14 protein-coding genes are annotated in these 15,007 nt (G+C 69.5%); 9 read left to right on the forward strand and 5 right to left on the reverse strand.

Going from position 1 to position 15,007, the window contains the following annotated elements; translation table 11 throughout:
* The first annotated feature begins 72 nt into the window (after window positions 1-72).
* The 3 genes from ACIPV5_RS13625 to ACIPV5_RS13635 are packed head-to-tail and all read left to right on the forward strand — an operon-like array spanning window position 73 to window position 2,913.
* Entirely contained in the window at window positions 73-810 is a 738-nt protein-coding gene (locus tag ACIPV5_RS13625) for a DUF1684 domain-containing protein (protein ID WP_053097777.1), read from the forward strand.
* A gap of 49 nt (window positions 811-859) precedes the next feature.
* Window positions 860-1,909 carry a biotin/lipoate A/B protein ligase family protein gene (locus ACIPV5_RS13630; protein ID WP_053097776.1) on the forward strand — a complete coding sequence of 350 codons (1,050 nt, stop codon included), beginning with the start codon at window positions 860-862 and terminating at the stop codon, window positions 1,907-1,909.
* 38 nt (window positions 1,910-1,947) lie between these two features.
* Entirely contained in the window at window positions 1,948-2,913 is a 966-nt protein-coding gene (locus tag ACIPV5_RS13635) for a DNA-methyltransferase (protein WP_400341340.1), read from the forward strand.
* Between the two features lie 51 nt (window positions 2,914-2,964).
* On the opposite strand, the gene ACIPV5_RS13640 is transcribed toward ACIPV5_RS13635, so the two are convergent.
* Window positions 2,965-3,510, reverse strand: a complete 546-nt coding sequence (locus ACIPV5_RS13640) for a hypothetical protein (protein WP_053097774.1) — start codon at window positions 3,508-3,510, stop codon at window positions 2,965-2,967.
* Between the two features lie 124 nt (window positions 3,511-3,634).
* Between ACIPV5_RS13640 and ACIPV5_RS13645 the strand changes: the two genes are divergently transcribed.
* Window positions 3,635-5,101 carry a carboxylesterase/lipase family protein gene (locus ACIPV5_RS13645; protein ID WP_400341342.1) on the forward strand — a complete coding sequence of 489 codons (1,467 nt, stop codon included), beginning with the start codon at window positions 3,635-3,637 and terminating at the stop codon, window positions 5,099-5,101.
* 45 nt (window positions 5,102-5,146) lie between these two features.
* Here ACIPV5_RS13645 and ACIPV5_RS13650 read toward each other — a convergent pair whose 3' ends face one another.
* From ACIPV5_RS13650 to ACIPV5_RS13665, 4 genes are all read right to left on the reverse strand, one after another.
* Window positions 5,147-5,620, reverse strand: a complete 474-nt coding sequence (locus tag ACIPV5_RS13650) for a DUF3237 domain-containing protein (protein ID WP_053097772.1) — start codon at window positions 5,618-5,620, stop codon at window positions 5,147-5,149.
* Window positions 5,617-6,072, reverse strand: a complete 456-nt coding sequence (locus ACIPV5_RS13655) for a MarR family winged helix-turn-helix transcriptional regulator (protein WP_072591914.1) — start codon at window positions 6,070-6,072, stop codon at window positions 5,617-5,619. Before ACIPV5_RS13655 ends, ACIPV5_RS13650 begins: the two co-directional genes overlap by 4 nt.
* Window positions 6,069-7,331, reverse strand: a complete 1,263-nt coding sequence (locus ACIPV5_RS13660; protein WP_072591913.1) for a flavin-dependent oxidoreductase — start codon at window positions 7,329-7,331, stop codon at window positions 6,069-6,071. The genes ACIPV5_RS13655 and ACIPV5_RS13660 overlap by 4 nt, the downstream gene beginning before the upstream one ends.
* A gap of 94 nt (window positions 7,332-7,425) precedes the next feature.
* Window positions 7,426-8,082 (reverse strand): TetR/AcrR family transcriptional regulator, encoded by a 657-nt coding sequence (locus ACIPV5_RS13665; RefSeq protein ID WP_400341345.1) that lies wholly within the window; start codon window positions 8,080-8,082, stop codon window positions 7,426-7,428.
* Window positions 8,083-8,244: 162 nt separating this feature from the next.
* Here ACIPV5_RS13665 and ACIPV5_RS13670 point away from each other — a divergent pair, with 162 nt between their 5' ends.
* Genes ACIPV5_RS13670 through ACIPV5_RS13690 form a run of 5 tightly spaced genes read left to right on the forward strand, consistent with a single transcriptional unit; the run spans window position 8,245 to window position 14,996 of the window.
* Window positions 8,245-9,945: an amidohydrolase gene (locus ACIPV5_RS13670; protein WP_400341348.1), complete on the forward strand. Its 1,701-nt coding sequence runs from the start codon at window positions 8,245-8,247 to the stop codon at window positions 9,943-9,945.
* Window positions 9,942-11,600 carry an ABC transporter substrate-binding protein gene (locus ACIPV5_RS13675; protein WP_400341350.1) on the forward strand — a complete coding sequence of 553 codons (1,659 nt, stop codon included), beginning with the start codon at window positions 9,942-9,944 and terminating at the stop codon, window positions 11,598-11,600. The genes ACIPV5_RS13670 and ACIPV5_RS13675 overlap by 4 nt, the downstream gene beginning before the upstream one ends.
* Window positions 11,597-12,553: an ABC transporter permease gene (locus ACIPV5_RS13680; RefSeq protein ID WP_400341352.1), complete on the forward strand. Its 957-nt coding sequence runs from the start codon at window positions 11,597-11,599 to the stop codon at window positions 12,551-12,553. Before ACIPV5_RS13675 ends, ACIPV5_RS13680 begins: the two co-directional genes overlap by 4 nt.
* Window positions 12,550-13,416, forward strand: a complete 867-nt coding sequence (locus tag ACIPV5_RS13685) for an ABC transporter permease (RefSeq protein ID WP_400341355.1) — start codon at window positions 12,550-12,552, stop codon at window positions 13,414-13,416. Before ACIPV5_RS13680 ends, ACIPV5_RS13685 begins: the two co-directional genes overlap by 4 nt.
* Window positions 13,413-14,996: an ABC transporter ATP-binding protein gene (locus tag ACIPV5_RS13690; RefSeq protein WP_400341357.1), complete on the forward strand. Its 1,584-nt coding sequence runs from the start codon at window positions 13,413-13,415 to the stop codon at window positions 14,994-14,996. The genes ACIPV5_RS13685 and ACIPV5_RS13690 overlap by 4 nt, the downstream gene beginning before the upstream one ends.
* The last annotated feature ends 11 nt before the right edge of the window (window positions 14,997-15,007 follow it).

Below are 15,007 nucleotides of genomic sequence, written 5' to 3' on the forward strand. Positions count from 1 at the left end.
GAATCCGCGTGACGTCATCCCGGCATATCGGCCTCTCCTCCGCATAGATTCACGGCGAGAGGGAGGTGCGGGGTGGGATTCGAAGACGAGTGGCGTGCATGGCACGACGCGCGGGAGCGCTATGCCGGCGCGGAGTACGGCCCGGCCGCGCTCGAGTCGACGAACTGGCTCATCACCGAACCCGCCGCCGTGGAGGGGGTCCCGGGTCTCTGGGCGCTCACGGGAGACGGAGGGATCCGCGGCAGCGATCTCGGCACGGCCGGGTCGGTCGTCACGCTGAGGGGCCGTGAGACGCTGCGGCTCGGACGCCGCGAGCTGCGTGTGTTCGACCGGCGCGGCGAGGTCGCGCTGCGGGTGTTCAACCCCCGACGCCCCGAGCGCGAGCGGTTCAGCGCGATCGACGCGTATCCGCCTCGGGAGGGATGGCGGATCCCGGCGGTGTTCGAGCCCACGCCGGGCGAGACGATCACCGTGACCTCGATCGACGGGCGCTCGCACGACACCGACCTCGCCGGACGGCTGCGGTTCACGCTCGACGGTGTCGCGGTGGCGCTGGCCGCGACGCGTGCGCCGCAGGGCGGCCTGAGCGCCGTCTTCGCCGACGGGACCAACGGCACCGAGACCTATCGGTTCCGCTTCCTGCCGGTCGAGGAACCGGCATCAGACGGCTCGGTGGTCATCGACTTCAACCGCGCCTACCTGCCGCCGTGCGCCTTCTCGGACCAGTACGTGTGTCCTCAGCCGCCGCCGGGCAACCGCTTCTCGGCGCCGATCCGCGCCGGAGAGCGCGCGGTGGTGCACGGGCGCTGATTCCGCGGCGTACCGCGCCGACCTGACGGCCCCGCCTTAAGCTGTAACCGTGCACGGTGAATACAAGGTTCCAGGAGGAAAGCTCGTCGTCGTCGACCTCGAGGTCGAAGACGGCAGGATCGCCCGTTTCCGGCTCGCCGGCGACTTCTTCCTCGAACCCGACACGGCGCTCGACGACATCGACCGGGCGGTCACCGGGCTGCCCGTCGAGACGGACGCCACGGCCATCGCCGCCGCGGTGCGCGGTGCGCTCCCCGAGGGCGCGCAGCTGCTGGGCTTCACGCCCGAAGCCGTCGGCACCGCCGTGCGCCGCGCCCTGGTCACGGCTCCCGGCTGGAACGATTTCGACTGGGAGATCGTGCACGAGAAGGCGGTCTCGCCGCGCATGAACCTCGCGCTCGACGAGGTGCTCACCTCTCGGGTCGGCGAGGGGCGCCGTCGCCCGACGCTGCGCATCTGGGAGTGGGACCAGTCGGCCGTCGTCATCGGCTCATTCCAGTCGTACCGCAATGAGGTCGACCCCGAGGGCGCCGCCCGGCACGGCTTCGACGTCGTGCGCCGCATCTCCGGCGGTGGCGCGATGCTCATGGCCGCAGGGCAGATCATCACCTATTCGCTCTACGTGCCGGCATCCCTCGTGCAGGGCATGACCTTCGCCGACTCCTATGCGTTCCTCGACGACTGGGTGCTGCAGGCGCTGCGCTCGCTGGGGATCGATGCGATCTATCAGCCGCTCAACGACATCGCGAGCTCGTCGGGCAAGATCGGCGGAGCCGCGCAGAAGCGCCTCGCCAACGGGGGAGTGCTGCACCACGCCACCCTGTCGTACGACATCGACGGCCAGACCATGACCGAGGTGCTGCGCATCGGCCGCGAGAAGCTCAGCGACAAGGGGACGACGTCGGCCGCGAAGCGAGTGGATCCGCTGCGCAGCCAGACCGGCCTTGCGCGGGCCGAGATCATCGAGCGCTTCAAGGACACCTTCCGCTCGCTCACCTCGGCGGAGGACGGCACGATCAGCGCCGACGAGTACGCGGATGCCGAGGCTCTGGTGGAGTCGAAGTTCGCCACCGACACGTGGCTGCACCGGGTTCCGTGACCGACCCCGCGCCTGACCCCTCGTCTGATCCCGGGGCGGTGGATCCCGCTCCTGTCGTCCGCGGTGACGTCTCGATCATCCAGGGCGACAACCTCGCCGTCGCGGCGACCCTGCCGTCGGCGTCGTTCACGCTCGTCTACCTCGACCCGCCGTTCAACACGGGCCGGACGCAGGAGCGACAGGTGGTCACCGCCCGTCGCACGTTCACGACTCAGCACGAACCGGGTGCTCCCGGAGTCGGACTCCCGGAATCCCGCGGGTCGGATGCGGCGGTCACGCCGATCGTGCTGAGTTCTGAACCGGCGGCGCCGCCGGCCGAGGTGCGGCACGGTTTCCACGGCCACGCCTATGAGCGGGTGCGCGGGATGCTCCGCACCTACGACGACCGCTTCGACGACTACGGCGCCTTCCTGATGCCGCGACTCGAGGAGGCGTGGCGACTGCTGGCCGACGACGGCACCCTCTATCTGCACCTCGACTACCGCGAGGCGCACTACGCGAAGGTGATGCTCGATGCGGTCTTCGGCCGCGACTGCTTCCTGAACGAGCTCATCTGGGCCTATGACTACGGTGCGAAGTCCCGCCGTCGCTGGCCCACCAAGCACGACACGATCCTCGTCTACGTGAAGAACCCCCGCGAGTACGTGTTCAACTCCGACGACATCGATCGCGAGCCGTACATGGCTCCCGGCCTCGTCACGGCAGAGAAGGCCGCCCGAGGCAAGCTGCCCACCGACGTGTGGTGGCACACGATCGTGCCGACGACCGGCCGCGAGAAGACCGGATATCCGACGCAGAAACCCGAGGGCATCCTGCGGCGCATCGTGCGGGCGTCCAGCCGTCCGGGCGACCGTGTGCTCGACCTCTTCGCCGGCAGCGGCACCGCCGGGGCCGTCGCCTCGGCTCTCGGGCGCGACGCGGTGCTCGTCGACGACAACCCCGAGGCCGTGCGCGTCATGACCGAGCGGATGCCCGATGCCGTGGTGACCCGCGTCGGGGAGTAGCCCCGCACGCGGAGCACTCTCAGCAAGGATGCTCGCCTGCCGCAACAGGCGTCAGCGTGGTGCGTGGGTTCTCGTGTGCGCGTGGCAACGCGCGAGCAGGTCGGCGCGGCGTCTGATGGCGGCTTGTGCGCTCTCGGTGACGCTGCGTCCCACGCTGCTCGGGGTGGTCACATCGAGACCGGGGCGGGCGAACAGGACGTCGTAGAACGGAGCGAGAGTCTCGTCGGAGAACTTGAGCGTGCGACTGAGCGTCTGCAGCGGCGTGCCCCACCGACTGCCGCTGTCGGCATTGATATCCGCACCTTCATCGATCAGGCGGGCGAGCAGAGGCGCTTCGGCGGTGAAATCGTGTGCTGTCGCGCTCAGCAACACGTGCAGAGCGTTCACGTGGCTCTCGGTCGCTGCGGCGGCATCAGCGCCGTCGTCGAGCAGTCGCGTGGCGATCGCGACCCGGCTGGCGGGATCGGCGTTGCGGAGGGCTCGCATCAGCAGGGTCGATCCGTCCTCGTCTGCCCATCGTGCGAGCGAGGGCTCGTAGTCGGCGAGAAACTCGGCCTCGTTCGTGATCGCGGAGAAGTAGGCGCGGGGGTAGACCATGACGTCGACACTAGGCGACGGGCGCGGTCCGTGGCGGGAACATACGGGACGAGGATCGGCCGACGGGACACATCCCGGGCTGCCGTTCGGCGGGAGAGAGTCTCGGCGTGAGAGTGTGAGAGTCATGACCGAGTACGTCGAGGTGCAGACCGCCGCGGGGCGGGTTCGCGGGCGCTGGCGCCCGACCACCGGAGGCAGGGGCGCACCGCGGTCGGCGGCCTTCCTCGGCATCCCGTTCGCGGAGGCGCCGGTCGGTGACCTGCGGTTCCAGGCGCCGGTGCCGAAGGCGCCCTGGGACGGCATGCTCGACGCCCTCGAGTTCGCTGCGACCGCCCAGCGCGGCGATCCCGGGGTGACACTGATCCCCGAGCCGAGTGTCGAGGGCGACTCGACTCTGAACGTCAATGTCTTCACGCCCGATCCCACGGCGGCGGGTCTTCCCGTGCTGGTGTGGATCCACGGCGGCGGATACTTCGCGGGCTCTCCGGCGAGCCCCTGGTACGACGGCCGGAACTTCAACCGCGACGGCGTCGTCACCGTGTCGATCTCCTACCGGCTCGGCTTCGACGGATTCGGCTGGATCGAGGACGCCCCGTCGAACCGTGGCGTGCGCGACTGGCTGCTCGCTCTCGAATGGGTGCGGCAGAACATCGCCGCATTCGGCGGAGACCCCGAGCGGGTGACGATCGCCGGGCAGTCCGCGGGCGGCGGCGCCGTGCTGACCCTGCTCGGCATGGAGAAGGCGCAGCACCTGTTCCACGGCGTCTATGCGATCTCGGGAGCGCTCGGCGATGTCGCGGCGCCGCGAGCCGAGGCATTCGGGCGGGCGCTCGCTGCGGCGGCGAGCGTCGACCCCACCGTGGCCGGATTCTCATCGGTCGCGGAGGAGCGTCTGCTCGCCCTGCAGAAGAAGGCCACCCAGCTCGGTCCGTCGTCGATGACCAGCATGATCGATGAGGGGCTTCCGCTCGGTCCCGCGATCGACGGCGACCTTCTCGTACGTCCGACCCCTGACTCTCTGCGTGCCGGCGTCGGTGCCGACAAGCCGCTCGTGATCGGCGCAGCCGACGACGAGTTCACCATGGCGTTCACGGGCAGCGCCGCGAGGGCGCTGCGCTGGGTGCCGCAGGGCGTCCTCTTGACCCGGCTGGGCCTGCGCAAGACGATCCGCGCGGACTATCTCGCCGCGAACGCCGACGTCGCTCGTCTCGGCAAGGCCCGCCTCGCCGGTCGCGTCCTCACCGATCGGATGTTCCGCAGCGGAGTTCCCCGCATCGCAGCCGCCCGGGGCGACGCGCCCACCTGGCTCTACCGGTTCTCGTGGCCGTCGGGGCATTTCGGCTTCGCGGAGCACTGCCTCGATGTGCCGTTCTTCTTCGACTGCCTCGACGGCCCCTCGATGGAGGCGCTCGCCGGACCGAATCCGCCGCAGGAACTCGCCGACGAGCTGCACGGTGCCGCCGTCGCGTTCCTCGCCACGGGTGATCCCGGCTGGCCGGAGCACCAGGGGGATGCCGGGATCGTGCGGGTGTACGACCTGCCCACCCGCGACGTCGCCGATGCGTACGCGTCGGTGCGTGCGCTGGTCTGACACGCCTCGACGGGCCCGAGCCGGGCCCGTGCGCGGCTGCGGGGCTCAGCTCACCCGGTAGGCGCGGTAGCGCACGGCATCCGCCTGCCTCCGAGCGGCAGAGAGGAACAGGGTTCGCTGCAGGTGGGCGAGTGCCGGCGCGGCCGTCTCGATCTGCACGGTCGTGCGGAAGTAGTACGCGCCCGGGTCGACGTCCTCACCGCGTCGGAGCTGCTCGAGCACGTCGGGAGTGCCTGTGCGGAGTCCTTTCGCGTGCAGCAGCAGCAGGTCGCCTCCGTCGGTCCGTGCCGAGTAGCGGCCGTCGATCTCGATCGTCCCGTCGGGTCGCACGATCTGCCAGTCCGCTCCGCCGGCCAGGATCTCGGCCTCGACGGCGCCCGTGATGCGCCCGCCGAGGATCGGCACGACACGGCGATGACCGACGCTGGTGGCGTGGTGATCTTCGAGCGGGCCGAGGTCGACGGTGACGTCGAAGGCGAACTCGAGGTCGGGTCGGGGGAGTTCATCGTGCGAGGTCATCGGGTCTCCTCATGGTCGGCGGCGAGCAGGTCGCAGAGTCTCTCCAGCACGGGAACCGCGGCCGCGAGCGCGGTTCGCTCCTCGTCGTCGAGCCGACTCGTCGCCTGTGCGACGAGAGCGGAGTTCGCGGCGTCGAACCGGTCGAACAGGTCGAGCGCCTTCGCTGATGCCTGCACCATGACCCGACGGCCGTCGGAGGGCGCCGGGCGTCGTTCGATGAGGCCCTCGCCCTCCATCGCCCCGAGGAGATTGCTCACGGTCGATCGGCTGAGTCGCAGCCGTGCGGCGATCTCCGCCGGACCCTTCGAGGTGCCGCGTGGCAGGGCCCGGATCACGTCGATCTGGGCATCCGACAGCTCGGGAAGCCCAGCCTCCGCCCGCGTCGCGGCGAGGAGCGCGCGCCGCAGGGGGGAGATGACGCCGGCGAGTCGAGCCGCATCGAAACCGCTCATCGACCCACCGCCGACGCCGGGGTGAGCGAGGGGCGCTCGTTGAGGATCTCGGGAAGGAAACCGGCCGCCTTCTTGTAGTCGGCGGCGATCCGCTCGCGCTCGTCAGAGGGGATCACGTCGTCGATGTCGGCGAAGCCCTGCGGCGCGCGCTCGCGAGCCAGCTGCATCACGCGCTCCGGCCCCGTGGCGCGAGTGCCGGCGAGCAGAGCGGTCATCGCGGGGCGGCGGTCCTGCTCGTATGCGGCGAGACCCTCGTCGATGCTCGGGGCTGTCGCGAGGTGGAAGGCCAGCGTGCGCGCATCGAGGATCGCCTGGGATCCGCCGTTCGATCCGTTCGGGTACATCGCGTGCGCGGCATCACCCAGCAGCGTGGTGCGACCGAACGTCCACTGCGGCAGTGCGTCTCGGTCGACCATGGGGTACTCGAGGATCTCGTCGGCGGCGGCTATCGCGGCCGGCACATCGAGCCAGTCGAAGCGCCAGTCGCGGAAGAGCTCGGCGATCGGTCCGGGCTCGACCTGGCGGTTCCAGTCGGCGTCTCCCGTGCCGCCGACGCGGCGTTCGGCGATGAAGTTCACCAGCATCCGTCCGTCGGCGTCGGCGTCTGCGGGTGCGAGCGGATACGCGACGAACTTCTGCTCGCCGTCGCCCGCCATGATCATCGTGCGGCCGTCGAGGAACGCCGGAATCCGCGTGACCCCGCGCCACAGGGTGAGGCCGCTCCAGGGCGGGGCTCCTTCACTCGGGTAGCGCAGAGCGCGCAGTGCCGAGTGGATGCCGTCGGCGCCGATGATCACGTCGGCGGTCTCCTCGACCGTGCCGTCGGCGGTGGCGAAGCGCGCGGTCTCGGTGCCGTCATCGTTCGTGGTGACGTCGATGAGGCGGTGATCGAGGCGGATGGGCTCTGCGAGTCGCGCTGCAGCGAGGTCACGCAGAGCGAGTTGCAGACGACCGCGGTGCACCGACAGCTGCGGCCAGCGGTATCCGGCCTCGCGCCCGCGCGGTTCGCTCCAGATCGGCTGCCCGAAGCGGTTGTAGTAGGCCAGCGTCTGCGGTTCGACCCCCAGCTCGGCGATGGTGTCGGCGATGCCGAGTTCGGTGAGCTCGCGCAGTGCGTGCGGCAGCAGGTTGATGCCCACGCCGAGCCCACGGATCGCCGTGCTCCGCTCGAACACGGCGACGTCGCGCAACCCGGCCTCATGCAGGCTGACCGCTGTGGCGAGTCCGCCGATCCCCGCCCCGATGATGATGATCTTCATTGATCGCTCCTGTTCGCGGCTCATCCGAGCCGCCGTCAGATATAGTTTTGTCACAAAACCATATCCAGCGCAAGAGGCGGATCGACAGAGCTCCTCAGCGAGCGGCGGCCGTGCGTGCGGCCTCGATGATCACGTCGACGCCCAGCAGGAAGAGCTCCCGGTCCTGCAGGTCCGACAGCAGCGCGCTGTTCTCGGCGATCAGGGGGAACTGTCGCGGATCGGCGAGCAGCGGCGAGTCGATCCAGGGGCTGTCCTCGCCGCCGTGGCTGCGATCCGCTCTCGCTCGAGCGATCCCCGCGGCGCCCGAGAGCACGTGCGAGGCGAGCAGTGCGTAGTGCCGCACCAGCTCCTGCCCTCGCAGCCCGGCGCGATGGAAGGCATCGAGCATCAGCTCGATCGCCGCGAGCTCGCCCGCGCCGTGCGTGGTCAGGCTCGTCGCCTCCGCGCCGATGGCCGGGTAGCGGGTGAAGGAGGCGAGGGTCGCTTCGCTCAGCATGCGCAGGCGGCCCGCCCAGTCGTCGACCGGAAGGTCGACGCTTGCTGCGGCCTGGCCGTTGAGCTCGTCGAGGAGTGCGCCCATCAGGGCGTCCTTGCTCGCGAAGTGACGGTAGATGGCGGTCGGGTCGGCGCCGAGATGGGCACCGAGCTCTCGCACCGAGATGGATGCCGCTCCGGTCTCGGCGAGCTTCATGCCGGCGTCGATGATCGTCGCCCTGTCGAGCCGCACGCGCGCGGATGCCTTGTTCGCCATTCGTCTCTCCGGTCTTCTCTGCTCCATCGTGCCATGCGATGCGGCGATCCCGAGCCGATGGCAACGGAATCGCATCGCCTCTGACAACACTGTTGACACCATAGATGACCGAGGATACGTTTGTCGCGTTCCAGCAGCATCGACGATGAGGGAAGGTCCACTATGGCGAACGAGTTCGTCTTCCACGGAGGTCTCGTGTTCACCGGCAGCGGTTCTCCGCTCGCGGATCATGCCGTCGTCGTACGCGACGGTCGCATCGCGGCGGTCGTCCCGGAATCCGAGGCGGACCTCGACACCTTCCCCGACTCGTGCCGCATCGACCTCGGCGGGGCGCTGCTCAGCCCCGGCTTCCAGGACGCGCACATCCACCCGGTGGGCGGCGGAATCGAGCTGCTGCAGTGCAATCTCTCGGACGCGGCCGATGCGGACGACACCGTCGCGATCATCCGCGCGTACTCACAGGCGCACCCGGAGGAGGAATGGATCCTCGGCGGAGGCTGGAGCATGGACCACTTCGCCGGGGGCAACCCGCGGCGTGAACTGCTCGACGACGCGACAGGCGGTCGGCCCGTGCTGCTGCAGAGCCGGGATCACCACAGCACGTGGGCGAGCACGGCGGCCATCGAGCGGGCGGGGATCACGGCCGAGACGGAGGACCCGGCGGACGGCCGGATCGTCCGCGATATCGACGGCTCTCCCGCCGGTACGTTCCACGAGGGCGCCGGCGACCTCTTCGCCGCGGTGCGCCCCGCGACCTCTGCCGATCTCGCCTACCAGGGACTGCTGCGTGCACAGGAAGAGCTCATCGCCCTCGGCATCACCGGGTGGCAGGACGCCATGGTCGGTGCGGACTCCGGCGGGATCTCGGATCCGCTCGCCGCGTATGAGCGGGCCGCGGCCGAGGGGCGATTGCTCGTGCACGTCGTGGGGGCGCAATGGTGGTTGCGAGACGGCGGAGTCGACCAGGTCGCCCGCATGACCGAACGCCGCGAGCGCGCCGCCGCCGCTCATCCCGATCGCCGGATCGATCTCGGAACCACGAAGATCATGGTCGACGGCGTCGCAGAGAACCAGACCGCGGCGATGCTCACCCCCTATCGAGACGAGTCCGGACACGACACGTGCAATCACGGACTGAGCTTCATCGACCCGGACCGGCTGCGCGAATACGTGACGGCCCTCGACGCCTCGGGTCAGCAGGTGCATATGCACGCGCTCGGCGACCGCGCCGTGCGCGAGGCCCTCGATGCCCTGCAGGTCGCCCGTGACGCCAACGGCGACACCGACGGACGCCACCACCTCGCGCACCTCCAGGTCGTCTCGGAGGACGACACCACCCGCTTCGCGCCGCTCGGCGCGATCGCCAACATCCAGGCGCTCTGGGCGACCCACGAAGATCAGCTCGACGACCTGACGCTGCCGTTCCTGCAGGACGGACAGGTGGACCGCCAGTATCCGTTCGGCGATCTCGTGCGACAGGGTGCGCGACTGGCGGCGGGCAGCGACTGGCCGGTCTCCACGGCAGATCCGCTCGCGGCCATCCATGTCGCCGTGAACCGCTCGTATCCGGGGTCCGAGCGGCCGCCGCTCGGGGGAGCGCATCAGCGACTCGACCTCGAGACGGTATTCACCGCGTACACCTCGGGGTCCGCGTACGTGAACCGGCGCGATGACGATACCGGCAGCATCCGCGAGGGGTACCTCGCCAATCTCGTCGTGATCGAACCGAATCCCTTCCGACTGCCGGTGGCGGAACTGCACCGGGCGCGCGTCACGTCCACCTGGATAGACGGGCGCCGCGTCCACACGACAGACGCTCTCGCCTCCACCTCGCCCGGCACCGACCGCAAGGAGTCCCGATGAACCGCACGCTCCGCTCCCGTTCCCTCGCCCGAGGAGGCGCGACCGCGCTCGTCGGCGTCCTCGCCGTCGCGGCGCTCGCCGGCTGCGGCCCGGCCGACACGACCGGCTCCGGGACGGACGAGCCGATCGACTGGGAGCTGACCGAGACGACGGCCGCGCCCAGCGGCGACATCGACTCGTTCACGTTCGCGACCTATGCCGAGCCCTACTCGCTCGACTTCGCCTACGCCTTCGACTACGCCGACAACTCGATCCTCGCCAACACCTGCGAGTCTCTGCTGCGGCTGAACCCGGACTACTCCCTCAGCCCCGGCCTCGCCGAATCGTTCGCGCATCCGACGCCCGACACCTGGGTGTACACGATCCGAGAGGGCGTCACCTTCCACGACGGCACTGCGCTCACGGCGGCCGATGCGGTCGCGTCGATGAGCAGACACCTCGACCCGGCCGTCGGATCGTTCTGGTACTCCGTGTACCAGAACGTGAAGTCGATCGAGCAGACCGGCGAGCGCGAGGTGACGGTGACGATGACGGGGCCCGACTCGCAGTTCAATCTCGGCATGGGCGGGTCCGCCGGTGTGATCGAGTCGGCCGCGACTCTGGCCGAGAAGGGCGCCGACTACGGCAACTCGACGGGCGGTGTGAACTGCACCGGTCCCTTCGAGCTGACCTCGTGGGAGTCCGGTGAGTCGATCACGATGACCCGCTACGACGACTACTGGGATGAGGGTCTCCGAGCGCGGTCCGGCGAGGTCGAGTTCGTCTTCATGACCGACCCCACCGCGCGCATCAACGCACTCAAGTCCGGAAGCGTCGACGGATCGTGGATGGTTCCCATGGAGGCCGTCTCCACGCTCCGATCGGCGGGCAAGGGAGACGTGCTCTTCGGGATGAGCACCGCGGTGGGCAACATCGTGGTCAGCGATCTCGACGGTCCTCTCGGCGACGTGCGCGTGCGCAAGGCCCTGCTGCTCGCGATGGACCGTGACGGCATCCTTCAGGCTGCGTACCGAGGCGTCGGCGAGACGACCGACGTGATGACCACCCCGTCGGTCTGGCAGGACGCCTCTGATGCCGCGCGCACCGCTGCGTTCGACGACGTCACCTCCTACGAGCAGGACCTCGAGCAGGCGAAGAGCCTCATCGCCGAAGCCGGCGCCGAAGGAGCCGAGCTGACCTACGTCACCGCGCCGATCAGCAACGACTTCGCCGTCATCTCGCAGGCGACCGTCGCCGCTGCCCGGTCGATCGGGCTGACGGTGAACGTCGAGACCGTCACCCCGAACGCCTACACCGCGCTGTTCTCCGACCCCACCGCCCGCGAAGGCGTCGACCTCTTCTACACGAGCTGGTATCTCTCGAGCCCGGATGCGTTGGAGATGTACTCCGTGCTTCGGACAGGCGACTTCAGCAACTACGGTGGGTGGTCCGACCCGGAGTTCGACGCGATCCTGCAGGAGGCCGTCACGATCGACGACCCGGCCGCGCGCAGCGAGCTCACAGCCGAGGCCCAGCGGATCGCGAATGCGGAGCTGCCGTGGCTCCCGCTGTATCAGGCGCCGATATCGCTCTATCTGGGCGAGAGGATCACCGGAGTCCAGCCGTCGATCGCCTTCATGTACTATCCGTGGGCGGCCACGATCGGCGCCCGATGACAGCCGCGCGCCGGGTCGCCGGGAAGCTCGGTGGGCTGCTGCTGACCCTGTTCCTGGCATCGCTGCTCGTCTTCTTCTCGCGCTTCCTCGTGCCCGGCGACCCGGTGAGCTTCCTGTTGCGCGGGCGCAAGCCCAGTGCAGAGGCGGTGGCGCAGGTGACCGCCCAGTACGGACTGGACCTGCCGCCGTGGGAGCAGTACCTGCGATGGGTTCTCGGTCTGCTCCACGGCGATCTCGGGCGCTCCCTGCAGTACCGGCAGGACGTCACCGAGGTGATCGGCGACCGGCTTCCCGTGACCCTCATGCTCGTCACGATGGCGGGGACGATCGTGCTGGTCGCCGGCGTCGTGCTCGGTGCTGTCGCGGCGCTGAACCGCGGGAGGGCGCTGGATCGCTTGGTCCTGATCGGACTCACGGTGCTCGGCGCGATCCCGTCGTTCGTCGGAGCGATCGTCCTCATCGCGGTGTTCTCCGTGCAGCTCGGCTGGTTCCCCTCCTTCGGGTCGGGCGAGGGCTTCATCGACATGGTCTATCACCTGACCCTGCCGTCGATCGCCCTGGCGCTCGTCTTCATCGTGCTGGTCGGCAAGGTGACCAGGTCGGCCATGGTCGATCAGCTGAGCCGCGAGCACGTCGAGGTGTCGACGAGTCGGGGCGTGCGTCGATCGATCGTCGTGCGGCGGCACGTGCTGCGCAACGCCCTCGGTCCGATCCTGACCGTGAGCGGCGTGCTCGTGGCGGGGCTCATCGTCGCCAGCTCGATCGTCGAGGCGGCGTTCGGGCTGTCGGGGATCGGGTCGCTTCTCGTGCAGTCCGTCGATCGGCTCGACTTCCCCGTGGTGCAGGCCATCGTCCTCTTCGTCGTCTGCGCGTTCGTCGTCATGAACGCGATCGTCGACGTCCTCGAACCCTGGATCGACCCCCGATCCGCTGCAGGAGCTGGTGCCCGATGACCTCCTCGACTCCGACGCTCGCGATGCGGGTGCTGCGCGCACCTCGCGGGCGCCGCCCGCGATTCCTCTACCTGGCCAGCGTCGTCGTTCTCGGCGCGGTCGTGCTGGCGGCGATCTTCGCCCCCTTCGTGGCACCCTACGACCCGGATGCGGTGGACTTCACGTCGTTCCTCGCGCCGCCGTCCGCGGCCCACTGGCTCGGCACCGACTCCCTCGGACGTGACCTGCTGAGCCGCCTCATCTACGGCGGTCGCACGGCGCTCATCGGCCCGCTGCTCGTCGTGCTGTTCTCCACCGTCCTCGGCATCCTGCTGGGGCTGTGGGCCGGGTGGCGCGGAGGGTGGATCGATGCCGCACTCAGCCGGATCTTCGACGTGCTGTTCGCCTTCCCGTCTCTGCTGATCGCGATCATGGCGGTCGCGCTGTTCGGCAAGGGGCTGGTCGCCCCGGTCATCGCCATGAGCATCGCGTACGCGCCGTTCGTGGCACGGCTCACGAGGTCGCTGGTCATGGCCGAGCGCTCGCGGCCGTATGTCTCGGCCTATCGGGTGCAGGGGTTCGGCGGAGGCTGGATCGCCTTGCGGCGAGTGCTGCCGAACGTCACGCCGATCGTGGGCGCGCAGTCGACCCTCAACTTCGGATACGTGCTCGCCGAGCTCGCCGGCCTGTCGTTCCTGGGGCTCGGCGTGCAGGCGCCGACCGCCGACTGGGGCGCGATGATCAACGAGGCGCAGTCGGGAGTCGCCGCAGGGCAGTTCCTGCCGGCGATCGCCCCGGCCGTAGCCGTCGTGCTCGTCGTCGTGTGCGTGAACATCATCGGTGAAGAACTGTCCGACCGAATCGGCGGAGGGAACCCCTCATGAACGCTCTGCTCGACATCCGCGACCTGACGCTCGATCTTCCGAACGGCACCAGACTGCTGCACGGCATCTCGCTGCGGATCGCCTCCGGCGAGACCGTCGGCCTCGTCGGCGAGTCCGGCTCGGGCAAGTCGCTCACGGCCCGTGCGGTGCTGGGTCTTCTTCCCGATCGTGCGACCGTCGGCGGAGCCGTCGCTGTGAACGGACGGTCCCCGCTCGCGGGCGCGGCGGAGCGACAGGAGATCCGTCGGCACGAGGCCGCGATGGTCTTCCAGGATCCGCGCGCCGGCATCAACCCGATGCGGACGATCGGCGATCACATCACCGAAGGGCTGCGGCTCTGCGAGGGGTGGGCGAAGGAGGCCGCTCGCACCCGCGCCGTCGAGCTCCTCACCGCTGTCAGGCTGCCCGCTCCGGCGGAACATCTGTCGCAGCATCCGCACGAGCTGTCGGGCGGCATGCTGCAGCGGGTCATGATCGCCGGGGCCCTGAGCACATCTCCCGGCCTGCTCGTCTGCGATGAGCCGACCACCGCTCTCGACGTCACGACACAGGCGGAGATCATCCAGGTGCTGCGGGATCTCTGCGAGCAGAGCGGGATGGGGATGCTGTTCATCACCCACGACCTCAACCTCGCGGGGTCGCTCTGCGATCGGCTCGTCGTCATGAAGGACGGCGCGATCGTCGAGGAGGGGGTGGCGCGGGACGTGCTGGTGGCGCCGACCGCCGAGTACACCCGACGTCTGGTCGCCGCGACGCCCCGCATCTCGGGGGAGATCTCACCGCCGACGGCCGTGTCGGGTGCCGAGGCGCAACTCATCGTGACGGGGGTGGGCAAGACCTATCGGCGCCGCGGTGCAGAGCCGGTCTCCGCGGTGATCGATGCGGATCTGGTCGTTCCCCGCGGCGGTGCGCTCGCCGTCGTGGGCGAATCCGGGTCGGGCAAGTCGACTCTGGCGCGGATGATCGTCGGACTCGAGGAGCCGGATGCCGGAGCGATCACGATCGGCGGCCGATCCATGGCGGGCATCCCGCGATCGCGCGCCGAGCGGCGGGAGCGTGCCAAGAGCGTGCAGATGGTCTTCCAAGACCCGTACCTCTCGCTCGATCCGCGAATTCCCGTGGGGCGAGCGATAGAGGATGTGCTGAGACTCCACGGCGGCCGCACGGGGAACGACGCGGCCGAGCGCGTGCGCGAACTGATCACCGCCGTGGGGCTGGGGGAAGAGCATCTCACCGCTCGCCCGCGCACGCTGTCAGGCGGCCAGCGTCAGCGTGTGGCGATCGCCAGGGCGCTCGCCGTCGAACCCGAGCTGCTGGTGATGGACGAGGCGACGAGCGCACTCGACGTGTCCGTGCAGGCTCAGGTGCTCGATCTCGTCGCCCGGATCCGGCGGGAGCAGGGGCTGACCCTGCTCTTCATCAGCCATGATCTGGCGGTCGTGCGAAGAGTCTGCGCCGAGACGATCGTGATGCGTCGCGGGGAGATCGTGGAGGCGGGCGCGACAGAGCGTCTGCTGAGCGACCCCCAGCACGAGTACACCCGGTTACTGATCGACTCGGTGCCCGTGCCGATCACGTGAACCGAGGCGGC

This window comes from Microbacterium sp. NPDC090014 (assembly GCF_044748285.1).
Taxonomy (GTDB): Bacteria; Actinomycetota; Actinomycetes; order Actinomycetales; family Microbacteriaceae; genus Microbacterium.

Excerpts from the sequence above, each read along its gene's own strand:
- ACIPV5_RS13640 (WP_053097774.1), bottom strand. The coding sequence starts at position 3,510 with ATGGTCTACCCCCGCGCCTACTTCTCCGCGATCACGAACGAGGCCGAG.
- ACIPV5_RS13645 (WP_400341342.1), top strand. The coding sequence starts at position 3,635 with ATGACCGAGTACGTCGAGGTGCAGACCGCCGCGGGGCGGGTTCGCGGG.
- ACIPV5_RS13650 (WP_053097772.1), bottom strand. The coding sequence starts at position 5,620 with ATGACCTCGCACGATGAACTCCCCCGACCCGACCTCGAGTTCGCCTTC.
- ACIPV5_RS13655 (WP_072591914.1), bottom strand. The coding sequence starts at position 6,072 with ATGAGCGGTTTCGATGCGGCTCGACTCGCCGGCGTCATCTCCCCCCTG.
- ACIPV5_RS13660 (WP_072591913.1), bottom strand. The coding sequence starts at position 7,331 with ATGAAGATCATCATCATCGGGGCGGGGATCGGCGGACTCGCCACAGCG.
- ACIPV5_RS13665 (WP_400341345.1), bottom strand. The coding sequence starts at position 8,082 with ATGGCGAACAAGGCATCCGCGCGCGTGCGGCTCGACAGGGCGACGATC.
- ACIPV5_RS13670 (WP_400341348.1), top strand. The coding sequence starts at position 8,245 with ATGGCGAACGAGTTCGTCTTCCACGGAGGTCTCGTGTTCACCGGCAGC.
- ACIPV5_RS13675 (WP_400341350.1), top strand. The coding sequence starts at position 9,942 with ATGAACCGCACGCTCCGCTCCCGTTCCCTCGCCCGAGGAGGCGCGACC.
- ACIPV5_RS13680 (WP_400341352.1), top strand. The coding sequence starts at position 11,597 with ATGACAGCCGCGCGCCGGGTCGCCGGGAAGCTCGGTGGGCTGCTGCTG.
- ACIPV5_RS13685 (WP_400341355.1), top strand. The coding sequence starts at position 12,550 with ATGACCTCCTCGACTCCGACGCTCGCGATGCGGGTGCTGCGCGCACCT.
- ACIPV5_RS13690 (WP_400341357.1), top strand. The coding sequence starts at position 13,413 with ATGAACGCTCTGCTCGACATCCGCGACCTGACGCTCGATCTTCCGAAC.